The following is an 18,846-nucleotide window of genomic DNA, read 5'->3' as shown; positions in this document are numbered from 1 at the left end:
GTGGGAACGAGATGGCCGATACGCCGGGTTCTGTCGTTGAGCGGTCATCCATCTAGGCGCGCCGTTGCCGGCGCGCTCGCGCGGTCTACCCGTGAAGGCGCCCTCTCGGGCTCGGGCGGGCCGCCCTCGGGCCTTCACGCAGGGCCCCGAAGGGCCCCTCTTGACCTTGCTCCGGGTGGGGTTTACCGAGCCGCCGCCGTCACCGGCGGCGCTGGTGGTCTCTTACACCACCGTTTCACCCTTACCGGCCGAAGCCGGCGGTCTGTTCTCTGTGGCACTGTCCCGCGGGTCGCCCCGGGTCGCCGTTAGCGACCACCCTGCCCTGTGGAGCCCGGACGTTCCTCGACAGTAGTGGTCTCCCGTCACTGCCGCGACCGCCTGGCCATCTCGTTCCAGCGGTCAAGCGTACGCTGCGTGAGCCATGAATCTGATAGAGGTCTCCCTGCTGGTGCTCGCGGGCCTGCTCGGCGGCGGCCTCAACGCCGTCGCGGGCGGCGGGTCGCTCATCACGTACCCCACGCTGATGGCCGTCGGCGTGCCCCCGCTGCAGGCCAACGCCACCAACGGCATCGCCGTCGCCCCCGCCTACGCCGCCGCGGCCTTCGGGTCCCGCGAGAACCTCGCTCCCCAGAAGCGCCGCGCCTTCGCGCTGATCCCGACCGCGCTCGCCGCCTCGGTCTGCGGCGCGCTGCTGCTGCTCAACACCCCGCACTCGGTGTTCGAGGCCATCGTCCCGTTCCTGGTCCTCGCCGCGACGCTCCTCATGGCCGTCGGGCCCTGGATCAACCGCAAGGTCACCGCGTTGAACGGCGGCCGCGACCTGCACCCCGTCGCCTTGCACGCCGGGGTGTTCGCGGGCTGCCTCTACGGCTCCTACTTCAACGCCGCGCTCGGCCTGATCCTCATGGCCGTCATCGCCATGAGCGTCTCCGAGAAGCTCGCCAAGGTCGGCGCGCTCAAGAACTTCTGCACGACGATCGTCGGCGTCGTCACCAGCGTCATGTACGGCGTGTGGGCCGACGTCGCCTGGTGGGCCATCGGCGTGCTGGTCCCGGCGACCTTCCTCGGCGGGTACGTGGGCGCGAGGATCTTCCAGCGCATCCCCGAGCGCCCGCTGCGCTGGGCCATCGTCGTGTACGGCCTCGTCCTCTCCGGGATCCTGCTCGTCCGGTCGCTGTAGCGGCGGTCCGAAAGCGACGACTTCGCGCAAGTCACACGACACCGCGTGCGAAAACGCGGAAGAATAGGCCCATGCCGACGCTCCGTATCGCACTCGCCCAGGACAACCCGGTCGTAGGCGACCTCGACCGCAACGCCGACCTCATCCGCAGCGCCGCGACCGCGGCGACCGCGGCGGGGGCGCACCTGCTCGCCACCGGGGAGCAGTCCCTCACCGGCTACCCGGTGGAGGACCTCGCCCTCCGCCACTCCTTCGTGGAGGCCAGCCGCGAGCGCCTCGAACGGCTCGCCGGCGAACTCGCCGCCGACGGGAACGGCGCGCTGCCGGTCGCCGTCGGATACCTGGACGCCGACGGCCCGATCCCCGCGAACATCGGCGCGGTCGGCGGGCGGGGCATCCGCAACGCGCTCGCGCTGATCCAGGACGGCAAGGTCCTGTTCCGCTATTACAAGCGCCACTTCCCGAACTACGGGGTGTTCGACGAGGAGCGGTACTTCGTGCCGGGCCACGAGCTGCACCTCGCGCGCATCGGCGGCGTCGACGTCGCCTTCACCATCTGCGAGGACCTGTGGGGCGGGGTCCCGATCACCGCGTCCGCGCAGGCCAGGGCCGGTCTGGTGGTCAACGTGAACGCCTCGCCGTACGAGCAGGGCAAGCACGAGCGGCGCCTGGCCGTGGCCCGGGAGCGGGCCGCCGAGGTCGGCGCGCCCGTCGCGTACCTGAACATCGTGGGCGGCCAGGACGAGCTGGTGTTCGACGGCGGCTCGTTCATCGCGGCCCCCGACGGCCGCCTCCTCGCCTCGGGCCGCCGCTTCGGCTCCGAGCTGCTCGTCACCGACCTGGAGCTGGCGCCCGCCGCGGACGGCGGCGTCGCGAACCACTCGGCGACCGCGATGAGCACCTCGCTGCACGTCGTCTCGGCAGAGCCCGCGGCGGTCGCGACCCGCATCGAGCCGCCGTTCGCGGCCGAGCTCGACCGCATGGAGGAGGTCTGGGAGGCCCTGCGCCTGGGCCTGGGCGACTACGTGCGCAAGAACGGCTTCTCGTCGGTGATCTTCGGGCTCTCCGGCGGCATCGACTCGGCCCTGACCGCCGTGCTCGCGCGCGACGCGATCGGCGCCGACAAGGTCCACGTCGTGTCCATGCCCAGCCAGTACTCGTCGGGCCACTCGCTCGACGACGCCGCCGACCTCGCGCGGCGGTGCGGCCTCCAGTACTCGGTCGAGGCGATCCAGCCGATCGTCGACGCCTACCTCTCGGAGGTCGCCGTCTCGGGCCTCGCGGTCGAGAACCTCCAGGCCCGCGTGCGCGGGACGCTGCTCATGGCCCTGTCGAACCAGCACGGGCACCTCGTGCTCGCGCCGGGCAACAAGAGCGAGTACGCCGTGGGCTACTCGACGATCTACGGCGACGCCGTCGGCGGGTTCGCGCCGATCAAGGACGTCTACAAGACTCTCGTCTACGCGCTCGCGACCTGGCGCAACGAGAAGGCCCGCAGCCTCGGGGAGACCGAGCCGATCCCCGAGAACACGATCCTGAAGCCGCCGAGCGCGGAGCTGCGGCCCGACCAGAAGGACTCCGACTCGCTGCCCGACTACGAGGTGCTGGACGGCATCCTCGCCGGGTACGTCGACGGGGACGCCGGCCGCGAGGACCTGGTCGAGCAGGGCTACCCGGCCGACGTCGTCCAGCGCGTCGCGGGCCTGGTCGACAACGCCGAGTACAAGCGGCGCCAGTCGGCGCCGGGCACCAAGATCACCGTGAAGTCCTTCGGCCGCGACCGGCGCCTGCCGATCACCAACCGGTTCCGGGGGCGCCCCGGCCGGGCCTGACGGCGGATCGCCCCGGGGGACCTCCCCGGGGTGATTTGTCACATCGGTGTTGCGGACGCGTGACATATATATCGATGAGCGTTAGTTTTGTTCGGTAACCACCCGGGGACCGGTCAGCCGGCCACGAGGAGATTCTGGAGCACGACGATGACGCTCTCATCACACGGTGCAGCATCGAGCACCCCCGACGAGATCCCGAGCCTGTACGGGCCGGGCACCACGGTCAAGCGCGTTCGCACCCGCCACCTGGTCGAGGCCAAGGAGCGCGGCGAGAAGTGGGCGATGCTGACCTCCTACGACCAGTACACGGCCGCCCTCTTCGACGAGGCCGGCATCCCGGCGCTGCTCGTGGGCGACTCCGCCGCGAACAACGTCTACGGCTACGAGACGACCCTCCAGGTGTCCGTCGAGGAGCTGCTGCCGCTGGTCGCGGCCGTGGCCCGCTCGACCAAGCGCACCCTGGTCGTGGCCGACCTGCCGTTCGGCTCGTACGAGACCGGTCCCGCGCAGGCGCTGGAGACCGCCGTCCGGTTCATGAAGGCCGGCGCCCACGCCGTGAAGCTCGAGGGCGGGCGCCGCATGGCCGCCCAGATCCGGGCGCTCACCGACGCGGGCATCCCCGTCATGGGCCACATCGGGTTCACGCCGCAGAGCGAGCACACCATCGGCGGCTACCGGGTCCAGGGCCGCGACGCCCAGGCGGCCGAGGTCGAGGCCGACGCGCACGCCGTCGCCGACGCGGGCGCGTTCGCGGTGGTCCTGGAGATGGTGACCTCCTCGGTCGCGGCCGAGATCACCAAGCGGCTGCCGATCCCCACGGTCGGCATCGGCGCCGGCTCCGAGACCGATGCGCAGGTCCTCGTCTGGCAGGACATGGCCGGCCTGCGCCGCGGGAAGCCGCCGCGCTTCGTCAAGCGGTACGCCGACCTCGCCACGGTCCTCCAGGACGCCGCCAAGGCCTACGCCGACGACGTCCGCGCGGGCGGGTTCCCCGCGAAGGAGCACGGCTTCGAGTAGCCGGGCAGACCTCCGGTCGGGCCGGGCGCGCGTGTGACGAAGCTTGCGAGTCGCAAACGCGCCCGGCCCTATGGGGAAGGCCCGTCGATCGCGTAGCGTCTCAGTACGTGAACGACGCCATCCTGCTCTTCGACTACGACGGCACCGTGCGGCTCGGCTCCGAGCACGCCTCGCATTACGCCCGCCTCGTCGCCGCCGAACTCGAACCCGAGGACGAACGCGCCTTCCTCGCCGCCCACGCCGCGTTCGTCGCGGGCAAGCCCACCACCGCCTCCACCTTCGACGCCTACGACGCCGACAACGCCGTGCGCCGCCTCGCCGGCGAGTTCGGCGTGCCCGACGCGGTCCGCGCCGGCCACTACGAGTCCACCCGGGACCGCATGGCCGCGGGGGACTTCGGGATCTGGGCGCCCGACGGCTTCGCCGAGTTCATCTGGGGCCTGCCGCGCACCGTCGAGGTCCGCCTGGTGACGAACGCCCCGGAGTCGAGCCTGGAGCCCGTCCTCGACCGGCTCGGCCTCGACGGCCTGTTCGACCAGGTCGTGGGCGACGCGGCCAAGCCCGTCGGCCTGGAGACCATGCTCGACGAGCTGCTGGAGGACCGCAAGCCCGAGCACATCCTGAGCGTCGGCGACATCCCCGTCAACGACCTCGCCCCGGCCGCCGACCGCGGCTGCACCACCGCTTACGTCGACCACTACGGCCGGCCGTGGCCGCGCGCGAGCGCGTCGGCGCGCACCCTCGAAGAGCTGTACCCGTTCATCCACCGCTGGGCGACCGTCGGGTAGCACGCGTACCAGTGAGCGTCGCGCGCGTCACGGGCTCGTGAACCCAGCATGTCGCACTCGGCGTTTATGCTGGGATTGCGCCCTGAGCCGACCGATCCCCGGCTCAGGGCGTCCCTCGTCTAGCCGGCGATCGGGTCGCCCACCCGCACGACCGCGCGTTCGGCGGTCGTCACGTAGATCCCGAAGTGGTTGTCCAGCTCGGTGATGATGTGCCGGTGCAGTTCCTTGTCGCGCTCGTTCGAGCCGTCGGGGGTCCAGCTCGGCAGGACGCACCGCTCGCAGGGCTTCTGGAGCGTGAAGTCGAAGTCGCCCAACCGGATCCGCATGCCGGGCTCGAGGTCGTACTCGGCGAACGGCGCCAGGTCCGCCTCCACGACCACGTTCGGGCGGAACCTCGCCGACTCGATCTCGCGGCCCATCTGCTCGCTGAGCTTGCGCAGGCTCGCCTCGAAGACCACCAGCATCCGGCCGGCGCTGCCCCGGGTCCTGCGGATCTCGACGCCCTTCGGGGCGTCGATCGTCTCGGCCAGCCGCGCCGGGAGCCCGGGGTCGTCGAGGCCCCAGGCCGCGCCGCCGGACTCGTAGAAGACGGGGTCGCCGGCCGACGAGTCGGCGTTGCTGCACTGCGCGGGGTGCGCGGCCTCCCAGGCCATCATCTTCGGGTGGCTGCCGCCCCACACCGACTTGTCGGTGCCGGGTTCGTAGAGCCCGAGAAGCCGGTCCCCGGCCAGACCCTCCGAGTCGACCACTGCGGAACGCAATGACTCGCCCCTGAGTCCCTTGACCGGATACCGCCACAACTGCCTGATCTCACCTGCGAACACGCTCCCGAATGTACCTCCTCTCACGTTTTGGAGTCGTCCTGGCCGGGTTAACTTCGGCGACATAATCAGGTGAGACAATTGCCGCCCCAGGACAGAGGAGACCCGCCATGGAACGGCAGAAGGAGTTCGTGCTTCGCACGCTCGAAGAACGCGACATCCGCTTCGTGCGGCTGTGGTTCACCGACGTCCTCGGCACGCTCAAGTCCGTGAGCGTCGCCCCGGCCGAACTCGAGTCCGCCTTCGAGGAGGGCATCGGCTTCGACGGCTCCGCCATCGAGGGCTTCGCGCGCGTGTACGAGTCCGACATGGTCGCCATGCCCGATCCGACCACGTTCCAGGTCTTCCCGTTCGAGGGCCGCGGCATCGGCGAGTCCGCCCGCATGTTCTGCGACATCCTCACCCCCGAGGGCGCCCCGTCCTGGGCCGACCCGCGCCACGTGCTGCGACGGTCCCTCTCCAAGGCCGCCGACCGCGGGTTCACCTTCTACGTGCACCCCGAGATCGAGTTCTTCCTGTTCAAGGACATCTTCCCGGAGACCGGCGCCAAGCCCGAGCCCGTCGACGACGGCGGCTACTTCGACCACACGACCCACTCGGTCGCCCGCGACTTCCGCCGCCAGGCCATCCTCGCCCTGGAGCGCGTCGGCATCTCCGTCGAGTTCTCCCACCACGAGGTCGCCCCCGGCCAGCAGGAGATCGACCTCCGCTACGCCGACGCGCTGACCACGGCCGACAACATCATGACGTTCCGGCACGTCGTCAAGGAGATTGCGATGACCTCCGACGTCACCGCGTCCTTCATGCCCAAGCCGTACAACACCCAGCCCGGCTCCGGCATGCACTCGCACCTGTCGCTCTTCGAGGGCGAGGACAACGCCTTCCACGACCCGGGCGACGAGCAGCGCCTCTCCAAGACCGCCAAGGCGTTCATCGCCGGCCTCCTGCGCCACGCGCCGGAGTTCACCGCGATCACGAACCAGTGGGTCAACTCCTACAAGCGCCTGTACTCCAGCGCCCAGCCCGGCCAGATCTCCGAGGCCCCTTCGTACGTCTCCTGGGGCAAGGCCAACCGGTCCGCGCTCGTGCGCGTCCCCGTCTACGGCAAGCCGAACTCGGCCCGCGTCGAGATCCGCTCCCTCGACTCCGCCACGAACCCGTACCTCGCCTACGCCGTGCTCCTCGGCGCCGGCCTCAAGGGCATCGAAGAGGGCTACGAGCTGCCCCCGGGCACCGAGGACGACGTCTCGGCCCTCACCGGCGCCGAGCGCCGCGCCGCCGGCTACCAGCCGCTCCCGGCCAACCTCGAGGAGGCCCTCGACAAGATGGAGTCCTCCGAGCTCGTCGCCGAGGTCCTCGGCGAGCACGTGTTCGACTACTTCCTGAAGAACAAGCGCCAGGAGTGGGAGGACTACCGCACCCAGGTGACGGCCTTCGAACGCAAGCGCTACATCAACCTCTGACCGATTACAGTGGGTGGGTGACCACCGCACTCGTCATCGAGAACGATCCGGAGCAGGGCCTCGGCAGGGCCGCCGCATGGCTGGCCGAGGCCGGCATGGAGTTCGACACGGTGCGGCCCCACCTCGGTGAGGCCGTGCCGAACTCGCCCGGGGGTCATGAGGCCCTCATCGCCCTGGGGGGCGGCCGCGGGAAGGACTGGAGCGACGACCTCGCCGGGCTCCTGACCACCGCCGTCGCCGACCAGACGCCGACCCTCGCGATCTGCTCCTCCGCCCGCATCCTCGCCGCCGCGTTCGGCGGCAGGGTCGAGGACCGCGACGAGCCGTTCGGCCCGCGGATGCTCGCCAAGCGCGACGCCGCCGGCCGCGACCTCGTCTTCGGCCCCGCCCCCATGACCATCGACGTCATCCGCTGGCGCCGCCAGGAGCTCGTCGAGCTCCCGGCCGAGGCCACGCTGCTGGCGTCCTCCCCGCAAGGGGCCCTTGAGATCTTCCGCATCCGCGAGACCGCCTGGGGCGTCCAGTCGCACTTCGAGTTCACCCCTGAGCAGCTGGCCGGATTCGGCGCCTTCGACGAGGCCGCGCTCGCCAAGGCCGCCGAGGTCGACGAGCACATCGTCTTCACCTGGAAGCCGATCCTCCAGCGGTTCGCGAAGGTCGCCTCGGGCGAGAAGAAGGCGCTCCCGCTCCTCGACCTCCGCGAGCGCTGATGGCCGACAGCGAGCACGCCCTGAACGCGGACGAGGCGCGCCTCGCCGTCGTCGCGGCCAGCAACGCGCTGGCCGACCACCTGCGCGCGCACCCCGAGTCCGAGCCCGCGCTCACCGAGGACGAGGACGCCGGCCTCGCGCGCGTGCGCGAGGCCGGGCCCTTCCGGCTGAACGCCGCCTGGAAGGAGAACCTGCTCCGCATCGCCGCCGCCGACCTCACCGGCAGGGCCGACCTGCGGGCCACCTCCGACGCGCTCTCGCGCCTCGCCGACGCGGTCCTGGCCCGCGGGCTCGAACTCGCCCGCGAGGAGCACCCGGGGGAGGCGCGCCTGGCCGTGATCGCCATGGGCAAGACCGGCGCCGAGGAGCTCAACTACGTCTCCGACGTGGACGTCGTGTTCGTCGCGGACGGCGACCTCGGCCTCGCCACCCGCCAGGCCGCCCGCATGATCCAGATCGTCGGCCCCGCGACGTGGCCCGTCGACGCCGGGCTGCGGCCCGAGGGCCGCTCGGGCGCGCTGGTGCGGACCGTCGAGTCGTACACCGCGTACCTCAAGGACTGGGCCCGCACCTGGGAGTTCCAGGCGCTCCTCAAGGCCCGGCCCGCCGCCGGCGACCTGGAGCTGGGGCTCGAGTGGCTCGCGGCCGTGCAGCCGTTCATCTGGGGCGCCGCCGACCGGCCCGGCGTCGTCGCCGACATCCGCGACATGCGCCGCAAGGTCGTCGACTCCGTGCCCGCCGCCGAGCGGCGGTACGAGATCAAGCTCGGCCCCGGCGGCCTGCGCGACATCGAGTTCGCCGTGCAGCTACTCCAGCTCGTGCACGGGCGCGGCGACCCCTCGCTCCGCGTCCGGTCCACACTGGAGGCATTGGAGGTCCTGGTCGCGGCCGGGTACCTCGCGCGCCGCGACGGGGAGGACCTGGCCGACACGTACGTCTTCCTGCGCACCGTCGAGCACCGCCTCCAGCTCCAGCGGCTCCTGCGCACCCACCGCGTGCCCGACGGCGGCGAACCGCTCCACCACCTCGCCCGCACCCTCGGCTACACCACCGACGAGGGCTTCCTCGCCGCGTGGCGCGCCCACGCCACCACCGCGCGGCGCCTCCACGAGAAGCTGCTCTACAAGCCCCTGCTCGACGCCGTCACCCGCGTCCCCACCCCCGAACTGCGCATGAGCGAGGCCGAGGCCGCCGGCCGCCTCGCCGTGCTCGGCTTCAACGACCCCGCGAGCGCGCTCACCCACATCGGGAAGCTCACCGCGGGCGTCTCCCGCACCGCCACCGTGCAGCGCGCCCTCCTGCCGATCATCCTGCACGAGCTCGCCGACTCGCCCGAGCCCGACCGCGGCCTCCTCGCCTACCGGCAGGTCTCCGACAAGCTCGGCACCACGCCCTGGTACCTGCGGCTGCTGCGCGACGGCGGCCCCGCCGCGGTCCGGCTCGCGCGCCTGCTCGGCACCTCCCGCTATTTCACCTCCTTGCTGCTGCACGTGCCGCAGTCGCTGCGGTACCTTTCGGACAACGCCGACCTCACCCCGCGCCCGCGCGAGGAGATCGCGACCGGGATGCGCCAGGCCGCCGCCCGGCACTCGGACCCGACCGCCGCGATCGGCGCCGTCCGCGCGATCCGCCGCCGCGAGCTCATCCGCATCGCCGCCGCCGACCTGCTGGGGCTCCTGGACGACCAGGCCGTGGGCCTCGCGCTCTCCGACCTCACCGACGCCGTCCTCCAAGCGGCCCTTGAGATCGGGGCCCGCGGACTCGACGACGCGCCGCCGATGCTCGTGATCGGAATGGGCCGCCTGGGCGGCCGCGAGACCGGGTACGGCTCCGACGCCGACGTCGTGTTCGTCCACAACGGATCGACCGATCCCGAGCGCAAGGCCGCGTCGAAGATCGTGGGCTCGGTCCGCACGCTCCTGGCCGCGCCCACCGCCGACCCGCCCCTGGAGATCGACCTCGACCTGCGGCCCGAGGGGAAGGGCGGCGCGATCGCGCCGAGCCTCGCCGCCTACCGCCGCTACTACGACGACCGGGCCCGCCTCTGGGAGCGCCAGGCGCTGCTGCGCGCCCGGCCCGTGGCCGGGGACGAGGGCCTCGCGGCGGCCTGGACCGAGTTCGCCGACGGCGTCAGGTACCGGCCCGGCGGGCTCACCGAGGCCGAGCGCGTCGAGTTCCGCCGCGTCAAGGCCCGGGTCGACGCCGAGCGGCTGCCGCGCGGCGCGGACCCCAACGGCCACACCAAGCTCGGCCGCGGCGGCCTCGTCGACATCGAGTGGACCGCGCAGCTCCTCCAGCTCGAGCACGCCGACGACCCGGCGATCCGCACCACCCGCACCGTGCCGGCCCTGGAGGCCGCCGCGGCCGCCGGGCACCTCAACGCCGCCGACCTGCTGTCGCTGCGCGAGGCCTGGCTGTTCGTGTCGCGCGTGCGCAACGACATGACGCTGGCGCGCGGCGTCCCCCGCGACGACCTGCCGCGTTCGGGGCCCGAGCTGGCCGCGCTGGCGCAGACCCTCGAGTACGGGGACGACACCGAGCGGTTCCTCAACGACTACCTGCGGCTGACCCGCCGCGCACACGAAGCGGCGCACCGGATCGTCTACGGCACCTAGGACTTGTCCTGCGCATCCGGACGGGATGCACCCGACAGGCCCTAGACTCGGAACCCGGACGCGGATTGGGGGAGCGGATGATCGACTACACCGTGGTGACGGCCGGGGGCGCCGAGGAGCGCAGCGGGGACGGCGCGCGGCTGCGGGCCGACGCCGCCGCAGACGGGGCGTTCGCGTGGGTCGAGTTCGACAGCCCCGACGCCGAGGGCGTCCAGGAGGCGCTGACCGCGCTCGGACTCGACCGCTTCGGCGCCTTCCCGGTGAACGCCGTGCACCCGCGGCCCAAGGTGGAGCGCATCGAGGGCGAGGTGATCCTGCTGGTCAAGACCGTGTGGTACATCGAGGCGACCCAGCAGGTGGAGACCGGGGAGCTGACGCTGTTCACCGACGGGCGGTCGCTGGTGACGGTGCGCCGCGGCGTGGTCGACCCGGTTCCCCATGTGCGCGAACGACTCCGAGACGGCGACTTCCGCGCCGGCGGCGTGCCGGCGATCGTCCACGCGCTCTTCGACGCCGTGGTCGAGCAGTACGACGGCGCGGTCGAGGACCTCACCGACGACGTGAGCGACCTGGAGCGGCTGGTCTTCTCCGGGCAGCGCGACGACCGCAACCAGGAGATCTACTTCCTCATCCGCGAGACGCTGGAGTTCCAGAACGCCGTGCGCCCGCTCGTGGCGTTCGCGCACGCGCTGCGCGAGCGCCGCACCGACGCGGACGTGTTCGCGCACAAGGGGTTCAGCGACGTCGGCGGACACCTCATCCGGGTGGACGCGGCGCTCGAGACCTGCATGAGCCTGCTGACGACCGTGCTCACCGCCCACCAGGGCCAGATCGGGACGTGGCAGAACGAGGACACGAAGAAGATCTCGGCGTGGGCGGCGATCGCGATCGCGCCGACGATCATCTCGGGGATCTACGGCATGAACTTCGACGACATGCCGGAACTGCACTGGGCGGTCGGGTATCCGCTCGCGCTGGCCGCGATGGTGGTGGTGTGCGTGCTACTGCATCGCGGTTTCAAACGGAACGGCTGGCTGTTACGGATCGATGTCCTTGAATCGCAATGGATGAGGACGAGGGGCGGACCCGCCGTGCGCCGCATCGCTGACGATGCCCCTGCGCGGCGGATCCGCCCCTCCGGCCCTGCCTGCCTTCGTTGAACACCATAGCGAACCGCCGCAAAGCGAATGCGTCGAGCCGATGGTGACGGTCCGTGTGGGCCGCGGCCGCGCTCCCATTTCGGTAACAAAGCCGCCATTGAAATTTTTCGATGTGAATGCTTGACTTTCGCGAGGCCCTCCCATAACAATAAAGATACCTATCAGTTAAGTCTCTTTACCTTTGGGAGGAACATTGAGACGACTGAGGACCCGGCGCTTGATCGCCCTCGTCACCGCGGCTCTGGCCGTGGTCACGACCGGCGTCATCTACACCGTCGCGAACCCCTTCAGCGCACATGCAGAGACCGTCTGCTCCGACCCGTGGGTCTCCTCCGAGGTCTACGTCGGCGGCGACCAGGTCAGCCACAACAGCGTGGAGTACCGCGCCAAGTGGTGGACCACCAACGAGACCCCCGGCACCACCGGCGAATGGGGCGTCTGGCAGTCCCTCGGCGCCTGCACCGACGGAGGCGACCCGCCCACCAGCGAGGAGCCCACCGAGGAGCCGACCGAGGAACCCACCGGCGACCCCGGCACCGGCGGCGCGATCAACGCCGCCTACTTCACCGAGTGGGGCGTCTACGGCCGCAACTACCACGTGAAGAACCTCGTCACCTCCGGCTCCGCCGAGGACCTCACCCACATCGTGTACGCGTTCGGCAACGTCCAGAACGGCCAGTGCACGATGGGCGACTCCTACGCGGCCATCGACAAGTTCTACGACGCGGGCACCTCGGTGGACGGCGTCGCCGACACCTGGGACACCGGCGCCCTCCGCGGCAACTTCAACCAGCTGCTCAAGCTCAAGGAGATGTACCCGGACATCCAGATCGTGTGGTCCTTCGGCGGCTGGACCTGGTCCGGCGGCTTCACCCAGGCCGCGCAGAACCCGACCGCCTTCGCGCAGTCCTGCTACAACCTCGTCAACGACCCCCGCTGGGCCGGCCTGTTCGACGGGATCGACATTGACTGGGAGTACCCGAACGCCTGCGGTCTCACCTGCGACACCTCCGGCACCTCGGCCTACCCCAACCTCATGAAGGCACTGCGCGCCAAGTTCGGCGCCAACGCCCTCGTGACCTCCGCGATCACCGCCGACGGCACGTCCGGCGGCAAGATCGAGAAGGGCGGCTACGACGCCGCGGCCCAGTACATCGACTTCTACATGGTCATGACCTACGACTACTTCGGCGCCTGGGACGCCGACGGGCCCACCGCCCCGCATTCGCCGCTCAACAGCTTCAGCGGCCAGCCGATCGCCGGCTTCGACGGCGCCACCGCGATCGCCAAGCTCAAAGCGCTCGGCATCCCGTCGGAGAAGCTCCTGCTCGGCTTCGGCTTCTACGGCAGAGGCTGGACCGGCGTGACGCAATCGGCGCCAGGGGGTTCCGCCACCGGCGCGGCCCCGGGCACCTACGAGGCCGGCATCGACGACTACGAGGTCCTCAAGGCCGAGTGCCCGGCCACCGGGACCGTCGGCGGCACCGCATACGCCAAGTGCGGCAACGAGTGGTGGAGCTACGACACCCCCGCGACGATCGCGACCAAGATGACCTGGCTCGACAGCCAGGGCCTCGGCGGCGCGTTCTCCTGGGAGCTGTCCGGCGACACCGCCAACGGCGAACTCATGAACGCCATCGCCGCCGGGCTGGACTAGGCATCCGGCAAGCAGTCTGACCCGCCAGGCCGGCGGGGGACCCGTCCCGGTCCTCCGCCGGCCGCTCGCCGTTCAGACCGCCAGGAACAGCCACAGCACCGCGACGCTCAAGCCCAGGAACACCAAGGGGCCGTAGAAGTTGTGGAAGACCCGCGCCTTCACGTGCAGCGCCGTCGCCAGCACGAAGAACACGACCAGGCCCACCGCCGCCGCGATCCCCAGCGGCCGCCAGACGAACCCGGCCGCGAGCCCCAGCGCCGCCGCGCCCTTCACCGCGCCGAGGAACGGCAGCCACGAGTCCGGCACCCCCACCGCCCGCGAGTTCCGCTTCACCCACGCCGCGCCCGCGAAGTTCGCGACCGACTCGATCGCGTTGGCGGCGATGGCGAGCACGTTGACGACCACCAAGGCGATGAACATCGCGGCAGACCTCCGGTTCCCGCCCGGCGGACCCTCCGCCGGACGCCCCCAGTCTCGTGCCGATCCGCGCACACGTCCAATACCAGTGTCTATAACCTGTGGTTATGGATGTCGACCTGCGGCTGCTGCGTTCCTTCCAGACCGTCGCCGACGAGGGCAACCTCACCCGCGCCGCCGAGCGGCTGTACGTCTCCCAGCCCGCGCTCACCAAGCAGATCCGCCAGCTCGAGGCGCAGCTCGGCGCCGTCCTCTTCGAGCGGTCCAAGCACGGCATGGCCCTCACCGGCCCCGGCGAGGCGCTCGCCGCCGCCGTCCCGGCCGTCCTCGACGCCTGGGACGGCGCCCGCCGCGCCGTGCGCGCCGCCGAGACCGAAGCCGCCGAAGTGCTCCGCGTCGGCTTCCTCGCCAGCGCCGCCAACGAGAAGACCCAGCCGATCATCGCCGCCTTCCGCGAGCGCCGCCCCGGCTGGCGGATCGAACTGCGCCAGGCGAGCTGGGGCGACCCCGTCGCGGGGCTCGTCTCCGGCGAGGTCGACGCCGCGTTCCTGCGGCTGCCGTTCCCCCGCCAGGACGAGTTCGAGACGGCGGTCCTGCTCACCGAGGCCCGCTGCATCGCCATGGCGGCCGATCATCCACTGGCGCAGCACGACTCGCTGCGCTTCGAGGACCTCCTCGACGAGCCGTTCGTGGCCGCGCCCGGCGCGGTGGGCGCCTTCCGCGACCACTGGGTCGCGGCCGACGCCCGCGGCGGCCGCACGGTGAAGGTCGGGGCGGTCACCGAGCACCCCGACGACTGGCTCACCGCCATCGCCAACGGCGACGGCATCGCACTGGCCCCGGTGAGCGCGGCCCGCTACTACGCCCGGCCCGACATCGCCTACCGGGAGGTCTCCGGCGTCGGCCCGAGCACGGTGGCCCTGGTGTGGCCCAAGGGCACCGCGCCCTCCGGTGCGCTGGCCGACCTCATCGCGGCGGCGACGGCCCTCGCCGACTGAGCCGGGGCGTTCCGAGCGCCCGGGCGGACCTCCGCGCTCCGATATACGTATAGTATGAATATACGTACTACAGTGAGGAGCAAGCCATGGTCAAGATCGTCGCCGACCGCGACCGGTGCGCCGGGTCCGGCATGTGCGCGCTCACCGCGCCGGGCCACTTCGACCAGGACGACGAGGACGGCCTCGTGCTGCTCCTCGCCGACGAGGCCGAGGACTGCGACGACGAGGTCGCCGACGCGGTGCGGCTGTGCCCCGCGGACGCGCTCCGGCTTGCGTGAAGGCCGCACCGACCCTCAGCGCAGCCCGCGGTCCCGCGCGTAGATCGCCGCCTGCGTGCGGTCGCGCAGGCCCAGCCGCGCGAGGATCCGCGAGACGTGGTTCTTCACCGTGCCCTCGCTGAGGAACAGCCGCGCCGCGATCTCCCGGTTCGTGGCCCCCGCCCCGAGCAGCCGCAGCACCTCGACCTCCCTGCCCGACAACCGGTCCGACACCGGCTCCGGCCCGGGCCCGCCCGAGGTGAGCGCCGCCGTCAGGCTCGCCGCCGCGGCCGGGTCGAACTGCACCACCCCCGTGCACGCGGTCCGGATCGCATCCGCCAGGTCCTTCGAGGGCCGGTCCTTCAGCAGGTAGCCCCGGGCCCCCGCGCGCATCGCCTCGACGATGCTGTCCCGGTCGTCGAAGGTCGTCAGCATGACCACCAGGCACTCCGGCCGCCGCTCCCGCAGCGCCCGCGTCGCCGCGATCCCGTCCGTCCCCGGCATCCGCACGTCCATGAGCACCAGGTCCGCCGCGCACGCCACCGCCACCTCGACCGCCTCCCTCCCGTCGGCCGCCGTCCCCACCACCGCGATGCCCTCCTGGAGGTCCAGCAGCGCCGCGACGCTCTCGCGCACCAGCCGCTGATCGTCCGCCACCACCACCCGGACCGCCTGCGCCCCTTCGCCGCTCACGCCGCCCCCCGCCGCGGGACGACCGCCGTCAGGCGGGTCCCCGCCCCCGGCGCGCTCTCCACCGCGAGCGTGCCGCCGACCAGTTCGAGCCGCTCGCGCATCCCCGCCAGCCCTGCGCCCTCCGGCCCCGCCGCGAACCCGCGCCCGTCGTCCGCGACCACCAGCCGCGCCCGCTCGCCGTCCATCCGCAGCCGGACCTCCACCCGCGCCGCCCCGGAATGCCTGCGCGCGTTCGTGACCCCCTCCTGCGCGGTCCGGTACAGCGCCACCAGCGCGTCCCGTCCGAACCGCCGCTCCTCACCCGCGGCGTCCACCGCCACCGCCGGCCCCCGCCCCGACCGCAGCGCCAGCTCCTCCAGCGCCGCCGCCAGCCGGAACGGCTCGGCGTCGGCCCGCATCGTCCGCACCGACGCCCGCACCTCCTCCAGCGCCCGCTGCGCCGAACGCCGCGCGTCCGCCACGGCCGCGTCGGCGACCGCCCCGTCGCGCTCCCGGTACGCCTCGGCCTTCTCCAGCAGCACGCTGATCGCCGTCAGGTGGTGCCCCAGCCCGTCGTGGATGTCCCGCGCCAGCCGCCCCCGCTCCGCGGCCGCGGACAGGTCCGCGACCTGGTCGGCGTAGGCCCGCAACCGCGCGTGCGAGGCCTCCACGCGCCCGCGCTGGCGCTGCTCCTCGACCGCGACCGACGCCATCGCGACCGCGAGCACCAGCCCGATCGCGAACATGAGCACGTCGGCGACGGCCTCGGTCCGGCCGTGCCAGTCCGGATCCGCGATCTGGAACCCGACCACCATGCCGCCCAGGCACACCGCACCGACGGTGACGCTCGCCGCCGGGCCCAGCACGAAGTACGCGCCGAACGGCAGCAGCAGGAGCAGCACCCGCGACAGACCCGACCCGTCCGCCGCCGCGACCACCAGGAACAGTCCCAGCCGCACGGCCAGCAGGAGCGAGCCGGGCAGCGCCGGCGACCCGGACGGCCAGCGGCGGCGCTCGAGCAGCTCGACCGCGACCAGCGCCGCCAGGGCCGCCGCGAACGGCACCGCGCGCGTGTCGCCCAGGCCCCGGGCGCCCGCGTAGGCGCCCGCGGCGGCGACGGCCGCGTACAGGGCCGGCGACACCCACGGCACCGGGACGGCGGGGAGCCCGTCGGGACGACGGAGCACTCGGGGGAGGGGCATGACCGCAGGATATGCAGCGCAACGGGACCGGTCAACCTGCCGGAGGGCACGTGCCGCCGGGCACCCCCGCCGGTGCCTCCTGGCCGCCGGTCCGGCCCCGCGGCACTGTCCCTGCGGCGGCGGCGTCCCTAGCGTCGAGGGCATGAACGCATCGCTTCGCATCGGCGCCGCCACCGGCGCCGCCTCCGGCATCCTCATCGCCGCCGCGTCCTCCGTGGAGGCCGTCACCGGCGAGATCCCCGCGACCGGCCTCGCCCTCGGCGTCGCCCCGGCGCTCGGCCTGCCCCTGATCGTCGCCCTCCACCTCGGCCACCGCGGCGCCGCCCGCACGCTCGGCTCGGTCGCTTACGGGCTCAACCTGGTCGGCCTCGGCCTGTTCGGCGGCGCGGCCTTCGCCCTCAACCTGGTCCTCGTCCACCTCGACCCCGCCGTCACCGCGGACCTCCCCGGCGCCGCGAGGGCCGCGCTCCTCGGCAGCGCCCTCGTCTTCAGCGCCGGAACGGTCCTGTTCGGCGTCGCGATGCTCAGGGCCGGGGTCTATCCGCGCGTGCCGGTCGCCGTGTACGCCTTCGCGTTCCCGCTCATCGCCCTGCTCGCGCCCCTGCCCGACACCCTGTTCGTCAGCGCCGTGCACGTCGTCAGCGGCGCCGCACTCGTCTGGCTCGCGCACGCGGTGCACGCCGGACCGGCGGCCGCGGGGAGCGATCCCGGCCGCGCCTGACCGGGGGGCCCGCGTCAGTCCGGGTGGGAATCGGTTTCGCTAGTATGTGCGGAACCGCCGCTCTCCGCAGAGGGACGGTACGTCTCCCGCACCCGTTGCCGCGTCGTCGTTCGCAGGCGAGTCGTCACCCGGTGCGCGATGGTCATAATCCTGTTAGGAAGGCGACGCAGTGGCGAAGAAGACCGTGGTCACGTTGTTCGACGACATCGACGGGAGTGAAGGGGCCGAGACGATCGAGTTCGGCATCGACGGCTACCTCTACAGCGTCGACCTCTCGAAGGCCCACGCCGAGGAGCTGCGGGACCGCCTCACGGCCTACCGCGAGTTCGGCACCGAGCTGGGCCGCTACCACGCCAGCAAGGTCCTCCCGGTCAAGAGCCGGGGCACCACCTCCCGCGACGACCGCGACCGCAACCGCGACATCCGCCGCTGGGCCGAGGAGCACGACCTCCCCGTCAAGGCCCGCGGCAAGCTCCCCGACGGCGTGGTCGCCCGCTACAACGAGGCCCACTCCTAGATCATCACCACTGGGCGAGGCTGAACGCGGCTAGGAAGCCGAGGACCGCGATCAGCCCCGTCCACAGCCTCGCGTCCTCGAACGCCTCGGGGATCATCGTGTCGGCGATCATCGCCAGGATCGCGCCCGCCGCGAGCGCGGTGATCGCCGCCAGCAGCGCGTCGGGGGCGTCGCCGAGGAACGCGTACCCCGCGGCGGCCGCGAGGCCGCTCGCGAGCGCGATCGCGCTCCACAGCCCGAACACGTAGGCGCGCCCGCGCCCGGCCCGCCGCATGCCCGCGGCGCTGGAGAGCCCCTCGGGCACGTTGCTCACGAACACGGCCGCGACGGTGGCGGCGCTGACCGGGCCCCCGCCGAGCAGGCTGGTGCCGATGACGATCGACTCGGGGACGCCGTCGAGCAGGGCCCCGAGCGCGATCGCGGTGCCGGAGCCTGGATGGTCGCCCTCGCCGGGCTGCTGCGTCCCCGAGCGCTTGCGGTGCCGCGCGCCGCGGCGCGCGAGGGCCACGTTCGACAGCGTGTACGCGAGCGCCCCGGCGACCGCCCCGAGCGCGGTCGGCGCGAGGCCGCCGCGCTCGTTCGCGTCGGCGATCAGATCGAACGAGACGGCCGACAACAGCACCCCGGACCCGAACGCCATGATCCCGGCGATCGCCGTCTGCGGCACCTTGACCAGGTAGCCGACGAGCGCCCCGGCGACCAGGGCCGCCCCGGCCAGCAGCCCCCACCCGCCCGCGCTCAGCCAGCCGGGCACCGGGACTCCGCTTTCGTCATGCGCGCCAGTCTAAGGCCGCGAGCGTCTGCGAGGGCTCCGTTCGG

17 protein-coding genes, 1 other RNA gene and 1 pseudogene are annotated in these 18,846 nt (G+C 72.3%); 13 read left to right on the top strand and 6 right to left on the bottom strand.

Translation table 11 applies throughout. The annotated features are described in order from the left end of the window. Positions 1-3: 3 nt before the first annotated feature. Positions 4-390, bottom strand: an RNA gene (gene rnpB / locus ABD419_RS05150) — RNase P RNA component class A. A gap of 31 nt (positions 391-421) precedes the next feature. On the opposite strand from rnpB, the gene ABD419_RS05145 reads away from it, so the two are divergent. The 4 genes from ABD419_RS05145 (at position 422) to ABD419_RS05130 (ending at position 4,817) form a co-directional block, all read left to right on the top strand. Then, entirely contained in the window at positions 422-1,180 is a 759-nt protein-coding gene (locus ABD419_RS05145; protein WP_344482651.1) for a sulfite exporter TauE/SafE family protein, read from the top strand. Between the two features lie 71 nt (positions 1,181-1,251). Further along, positions 1,252-3,012: an NAD+ synthase gene (locus ABD419_RS05140; RefSeq protein ID WP_344482648.1), complete on the top strand. Its 1,761-nt coding sequence runs from the start codon at positions 1,252-1,254 to the stop codon at positions 3,010-3,012. A gap of 147 nt (positions 3,013-3,159) precedes the next feature. Next, a complete protein-coding gene (panB, locus tag ABD419_RS05135; RefSeq protein WP_344482645.1) occupies positions 3,160-4,029 on the top strand; it encodes a 3-methyl-2-oxobutanoate hydroxymethyltransferase in 870 nt (289 codons plus the stop codon). Positions 4,030-4,136: 107 nt separating this feature from the next. Next, positions 4,137-4,817 (top strand): HAD family hydrolase, encoded by a 681-nt coding sequence (locus tag ABD419_RS05130; RefSeq protein WP_344482642.1) that lies wholly within the window; start codon positions 4,137-4,139, stop codon positions 4,815-4,817. A 119-nt stretch (positions 4,818-4,936) separates the two neighbouring features. Here the strand turns inward: ABD419_RS05130 and ABD419_RS05125 are convergent, their stop codons facing one another. After that, the gene (locus ABD419_RS05125; RefSeq protein ID WP_344482639.1) at positions 4,937-5,704 is read right to left on the bottom strand and encodes an MOSC domain-containing protein; all 768 of its coding nucleotides are present in this window, start codon (positions 5,702-5,704) and stop codon (positions 4,937-4,939) included. Between the two features lie 44 nt (positions 5,705-5,748). On the opposite strand from ABD419_RS05125, the gene glnA reads away from it, so the two are divergent. The 5 genes and pseudogenes from glnA to ABD419_RS05100 all read left to right on the top strand — a co-directional run bounded on the left by glnA (position 5,749) and on the right by ABD419_RS05100 (position 13,243). After that, positions 5,749-7,101 carry a type I glutamate--ammonia ligase gene (glnA, locus tag ABD419_RS05120; RefSeq protein ID WP_344482636.1) on the top strand — a complete coding sequence of 451 codons (1,353 nt, stop codon included), beginning with the start codon at positions 5,749-5,751 and terminating at the stop codon, positions 7,099-7,101. 17 nt (positions 7,102-7,118) lie between these two features. Continuing rightward, complete coding sequence (locus ABD419_RS05115) at positions 7,119-7,811, top strand: type 1 glutamine amidotransferase (RefSeq protein ID WP_344482633.1); 693 nt, start codon at positions 7,119-7,121, stop codon at positions 7,809-7,811. 41 nt (positions 7,812-7,852) lie between these two features. Then, positions 7,853-10,426 (top strand): annotated as a pseudogene (locus ABD419_RS05110) (bifunctional [glutamine synthetase] adenylyltransferase/[glutamine synthetase]-adenylyl-L-tyrosine phosphorylase); the annotation flags it as partial. 77 nt (positions 10,427-10,503) lie between these two features. Then, a complete protein-coding gene (locus tag ABD419_RS05105) occupies positions 10,504-11,586 on the top strand; it encodes a CorA family divalent cation transporter (protein WP_344482627.1) in 1,083 nt (360 codons plus the stop codon). Positions 11,587-11,779: 193 nt separating this feature from the next. Continuing rightward, entirely contained in the window at positions 11,780-13,243 is a 1,464-nt protein-coding gene (locus tag ABD419_RS05100) for a glycosyl hydrolase family 18 protein (protein WP_425555929.1), read from the top strand. Positions 13,244-13,315: 72 nt separating this feature from the next. On the opposite strand, the gene ABD419_RS05095 is transcribed toward ABD419_RS05100, so the two are convergent. After that, complete coding sequence (locus ABD419_RS05095) at positions 13,316-13,663, bottom strand: DoxX family protein (protein ID WP_344482621.1); 348 nt, start codon at positions 13,661-13,663, stop codon at positions 13,316-13,318. Between the two features lie 104 nt (positions 13,664-13,767). On the opposite strand from ABD419_RS05095, the gene ABD419_RS05090 reads away from it, so the two are divergent. Both ABD419_RS05090 and ABD419_RS05085 read left to right on the top strand, forming a co-directional pair. Further along, a complete protein-coding gene (locus ABD419_RS05090; RefSeq protein WP_344482618.1) occupies positions 13,768-14,658 on the top strand; it encodes a LysR family transcriptional regulator in 891 nt (296 codons plus the stop codon). Between the two features lie 86 nt (positions 14,659-14,744). Further along, the gene (locus ABD419_RS05085) at positions 14,745-14,936 is read left to right on the top strand and encodes a ferredoxin (RefSeq protein WP_344482615.1); all 192 of its coding nucleotides are present in this window, start codon (positions 14,745-14,747) and stop codon (positions 14,934-14,936) included. Positions 14,937-14,951: 15 nt separating this feature from the next. On the opposite strand, the gene ABD419_RS05080 is transcribed toward ABD419_RS05085, so the two are convergent. Further along, positions 14,952-15,608, bottom strand: coding sequence for a response regulator (locus ABD419_RS05080; protein ID WP_344482613.1), 657 nt, complete (start codon positions 15,606-15,608; stop codon positions 14,952-14,954). Continuing rightward, on the bottom strand, positions 15,605-16,789 hold the full coding sequence (locus tag ABD419_RS05075; RefSeq protein WP_344482610.1) for a sensor histidine kinase: 1,185 nt from the start codon (positions 16,787-16,789) through the stop codon (positions 15,605-15,607). Before ABD419_RS05075 ends, ABD419_RS05080 begins: the two co-directional genes overlap by 4 nt. A gap of 142 nt (positions 16,790-16,931) precedes the next feature. Here ABD419_RS05075 and ABD419_RS05070 point away from each other — a divergent pair, with 142 nt between their 5' ends. After that, positions 16,932-17,510 carry a hypothetical protein gene (locus ABD419_RS05070; protein WP_344482607.1) on the top strand — a complete coding sequence of 193 codons (579 nt, stop codon included), beginning with the start codon at positions 16,932-16,934 and terminating at the stop codon, positions 17,508-17,510. A 169-nt stretch (positions 17,511-17,679) separates the two neighbouring features. Further along, complete coding sequence (locus ABD419_RS05065) at positions 17,680-18,027, top strand: histone-like nucleoid-structuring protein Lsr2 (protein WP_344482604.1); 348 nt, start codon at positions 17,680-17,682, stop codon at positions 18,025-18,027. A 4-nt stretch (positions 18,028-18,031) separates the two neighbouring features. Here the strand turns inward: ABD419_RS05065 and ABD419_RS05060 are convergent, their stop codons facing one another. Continuing rightward, positions 18,032-18,781, bottom strand: coding sequence for a ZIP family metal transporter (locus ABD419_RS05060; RefSeq protein ID WP_344482601.1), 750 nt, complete (start codon positions 18,779-18,781; stop codon positions 18,032-18,034). Positions 18,782-18,846: the final 65 nt, after the last annotated feature.

The sequence above is a fragment of the Glycomyces endophyticus genome (assembly GCF_039531525.1).
In the GTDB taxonomy this organism is placed as follows: Bacteria; Actinomycetota; Actinomycetes; order Mycobacteriales; family Micromonosporaceae; genus Glycomyces; species Glycomyces endophyticus.
This window is presented reverse-complemented; position numbering and strand designations above follow the sequence as displayed.